Origin of the sequence: Streptomyces anandii JCM 4720, from assembly GCF_014650655.1 — a bacterium.
GTDB classification, from domain to species: domain Bacteria; phylum Actinomycetota; class Actinomycetes; order Streptomycetales; family Streptomycetaceae; genus Streptomyces; species Streptomyces anandii.
Genome location: NZ_BMVJ01000025.1, coordinates 59,235 through 62,783, shown reverse-complemented (window position 1 = coordinate 62,783; position 3,549 = coordinate 59,235). Strand labels below are relative to the sequence as shown.

Below are 3,549 nucleotides of genomic sequence, written 5' to 3'. Positions count from 1 at the left end.
CCTGCGCACCGAGGGCCCCGCGCTCGAACGCGCCCGGACCGGTGAACTGCCCAGCGAGGGCATGGTGCTGGGCGCGGTCCAGGTGCCACCGGACGGCCGCCCGGTGGTCTTCCTGGCCGACCACCCGACCACCGGCGGCTATCCGGTGATCGCGGTGGTGCGGCACACCGACCTCCCCGCCGCCGCCCAGGCGGCCCCGGGCACCCCGGTCCGCTTCCTCGCGGTCGGCCGCCGCTGAGGCGTACGGCGGCCACTCCCGCGCGGGACGCCACCGGGGACGTACGACGGCGATACGCGCGCCGCCCTCCCGGCCGGTCACGCGCGGGCGTCCCGCGGGGTCACGCGCGGGCCTCTTGCTCCCCGGGTACGGCCGGGCCGGGTACGGCTGTCCGCGCGTCGTGGGCGGCCAGGAACGCCCGCACGGACGCGGACCAGCCGAAGCACTCCGCACGCGCGCGTGCCGCTTGGCGCCGCTCCCGGGGCGGGCGGCCCAGCAGTCGCTCCACGGCGTCGGCGAAGGCGTCCCCGTGGTCCGCCGCGCTCGCCCCGGCCGGGCCGACGACCTCGGGCAGCGCGGAGGACGCGCTCGCCACGACGGGAGTGCCACAGGCCATCGCCTCCAGCGCGGCGAGCCCGAACGTCTCGGCGGGCCCGGGCGCCAGGCACACGTCGGCGGAGGCCTGGATCGCGGCGAGCAGGGCGCGGTCGGTGACGTGCCCCAGGAACGCGACCGGCAGGGCGCGCTCACGGACCCGCTGTTCCAGCCGGGCCCGCAGCGGGCCGTCGCCGGCCACCACCAGCACCGCCCGCCTGCCCCGCCGCAGCAGCGCCTCCAGCGCGTCGAGCGCGTGGCCCGGCCGCTTCTCCACCGACAGCCGGGAGCACATCAGCAGCAGCGCCTCGTCCACGCGCGCGTACCGGTCCCGCAGCGCCGCCGACCGCAGCACCGGGTGCCGTTCCGTCAGGTCGACGCCGAGAGGAGCGCGTACCACGTTGCGGGCGCCGATCCGGGCGAACTCGCGCTCGGCGAACCCGGTGGTGCACACCACGCGCGCGTAGGTGTGCGCGGTACGGGTGTTGAGCGAGTCGGCGGCCCGCCGGGCGAGGTCCTCCGGCATGCCCCAGGTGCGCAGTACGCCGTCGGCCGACTCGTGGGAGACCATCACGGCGGGGATCCGGGCCCGTCTGGCCCACGTGCCGGTCCACCTCAGCGTCGTACGGTCGGACACCTCCAGGCGGTCCGGGGCGAGCTCCTCCAGGAGGGCGGCCACGCGGCGCCTGCCGGTCAGGACGCGGTAGCCGCCGGTGCCGGGCAGGAGGGGTCCGGGCAGGGTGATCACCCTGCCCTGCTCGGTGTCCCGGTCGGTGTGCCGTTCGCCGGGGACGACGAGGACCGGGTGGTGCCCGGCCGCCGCGTAGCCCTTGCCGAGCTCGCGCAGGGCGGTGCGCAGGCCGCCGGAGGCGGGGGCGACGAAGTTCGCGAGCCGTACGATCCTCAGCGGTCCGCCGCCGTTCACGCCGCGGCTGGTGCCGCCGACGCCACTGGCGCTCATGCCGCGACCGCCGTCCGCCGGGCGGCGAGGACGTCGGCGTAGTGGCCGAGGAGCCGGTCGCCGACCGCGGCCCAGGTGCGGCCCTCCACCATGGCCCGCCCGGCGGCCCCGTACGCGGCGCGAAGAGCGGGATCCGCCGCCAGCGTCCGCACCGCCTCGCGTACGGCGGCCGCGTCGCGCGGCGGGACCAGGAGGCCGGTGCGGCCGTGGGCGACCAGGTCGAGCGGGCCGCCGGCCGCGGGCGCGACGACGGGGACGCCGCTGGCCATGGCCTCCTGCACGGTCTGGCAGAAGGTCTCGAAGGGGCCGGTGTGCGCGAAGACGTCCAGCGAGGCGAAGATCCGGGCGAGTTCGCCGCCGGTGCGGCGGCCCAGGAATACCGCGCCCGGCAGGGCGCCGGCCAGGTGGGCACGGCTGGGGCCGTCGCCCACCACCACGACCCGGACGCCCGGCAGGCCGTGGACGCCGGAGAGGAGTTCGACCTGCTTCTCGGGGGCGAGCCGGCCGACGTAGCCCACGATCAGCTCGCCGTCGGGGGCGAGTTCGCGGCGCAGCGCGGTGTCGCGGTGGGCGGGGTGGAAGCGGACGGTGTCCACGCCGCGCGGCCAGAGACCGACCCTGGGCACGCCGTGCGCCTCCAGGTCCCGCAGGGCGGCGGTGGAGGGCGCGAGAGTGCGGTCGGCGGCGCTGTGCACGGAGCGGAGGCGCCGCCAGGCGGCGGCCTCGCCCGCGCCCATGTAGGTGCGGGCGTAACCGGCGAGGTCGGTCTGGTACACGGCGACGGCCGGGATGCCGAGCCGGGCCGCTGCGGCCATGCCGCGAACGCCGAGCACGAAGGGGCCGGCCAGGTGGACCAGGTCGGCGCGGTGCTCGGTGAGCGCCGCGGCGACGCGTCGGCTGGGGAGGGCGACGCGGACCTGGGGGTAGCCCGGGAGCGGGAGGGAGGGGACGCGGATCACGGGGCACGGCGCCTCGGCGTCGGGCCCCGTCGCGGCTGCGGTGGCGGGAGCGACGACGAGGGGGACGTGACCGCGGCCGACGAGGTGCCGGGCGGTCTGGAACGCGCAGTGGGCCACGCCGTTCACATCGGGGGGAAAGGATTCGGTCACGATGACGACACGCATACCGGTGTTGTCGCCGTGCCGGACGTGGACCCGTCGACGTCGATCTTTCCACCCGGGGAACGCCCCATGAGCGTTGCCCCCGCACGACCGCTCCACGGGGCGGCACCGCCGGCCGGCAGCGTCGGTTCAGTGGGCCGCCGTCCGGCCGGGCGGGGCAGTCAGGCGGCAGGGGTGTCGGGGCCGATCCGGCTGCGTACGGCTGTCTGGACCTCGGCCTCCTCGGCCGGGTCGACGGCGAGCCTGCGCAGGCGTTCGACCACGCGCGTGTCGCCGGTCTCGGCGTGCCGGGCGGCGAGTTCGCGGGTGCTCTCCTCGCAGTCCCACAGGCATTCGACGGCGAACCCGGCGGCGAAGGAGGGGTCGGTCGCGGCGAGCGCGCGGGCGGCGCGGCCGCGCAGGTGGGACGAGGCGGTCTCGCGGTAGACGTGGCGCAGGACGGGGGCCGCGCAGGTGATGCCCAGCCGGCCGGCGCCGTCGACCAGGGTCCACAGGGCGGGCACGTCGGGGCCTTCGCCGCGTACGGCCTCTCGGAGGGCCGCGAGGACCAGGTCACGGTCGCGGGTGCCGCCGCGGCAGGCGAGCATCCGGCCGGCGGCGGCACCGAGCGGGTCGGGGCGGCCGGCCCATCGGCGGGCCCGGTCGACGGCGACGGCACCGCGCATGCGTTCGAAGGCGTCGACGGCGGCCTCCGCCACGGTCACCGAGCCGTCGGAGACGGCCGCCTCGATCAGGTCCAGGACCTCGGGGTCGCCGCCGTCGGCGAGGTAGCGCAGGGCGGTGCAGCGGGCGCCGTCGAAGCCCTCCCGGGCGGCCCGCAGGATCTCGGGCCGGTCCTCGGGGCCGGCGACGGCGACCAGGCAGCGGGCGGCCGG

At 77.9% G+C, this 3,549-nt stretch carries 3 protein-coding genes and 1 pseudogene; 1 reads left to right on the top strand and 3 read right to left on the bottom strand.

Annotated elements, in window-relative coordinates; translation table 11 throughout:
* A pseudogene (locus IE249_RS39055) lies at nucleotides 1–238 on the top strand (allophanate hydrolase subunit 2 family protein); the annotation flags it as partial.
* A 100-nt stretch (nucleotides 239–338) separates the two neighbouring features.
* Here IE249_RS39055 and IE249_RS30980 read toward each other — a convergent pair.
* From IE249_RS30980 to IE249_RS39050, 3 genes are all read right to left on the bottom strand, one after another.
* Nucleotides 339–1,553: a glycosyltransferase gene (locus tag IE249_RS30980; RefSeq protein WP_189710136.1), complete on the bottom strand. Its 1,215-nt coding sequence runs from the start codon at nucleotides 1,551–1,553 to the stop codon at nucleotides 339–341.
* Nucleotides 1,550–2,677 carry a glycosyltransferase family 4 protein gene (locus tag IE249_RS30975; protein WP_189710134.1) on the bottom strand — a complete coding sequence of 376 codons (1,128 nt, stop codon included), beginning with the start codon at nucleotides 2,675–2,677 and terminating at the stop codon, nucleotides 1,550–1,552. Before IE249_RS30975 ends, IE249_RS30980 begins: the two co-directional genes overlap by 4 nt.
* Before the next feature lie 158 nt (nucleotides 2,678–2,835).
* Nucleotides 2,836–3,549 (bottom strand): HEAT repeat domain-containing protein (locus IE249_RS39050; RefSeq protein ID WP_373304499.1); only part of this gene is annotated, 714 nt, incomplete at its 5' end.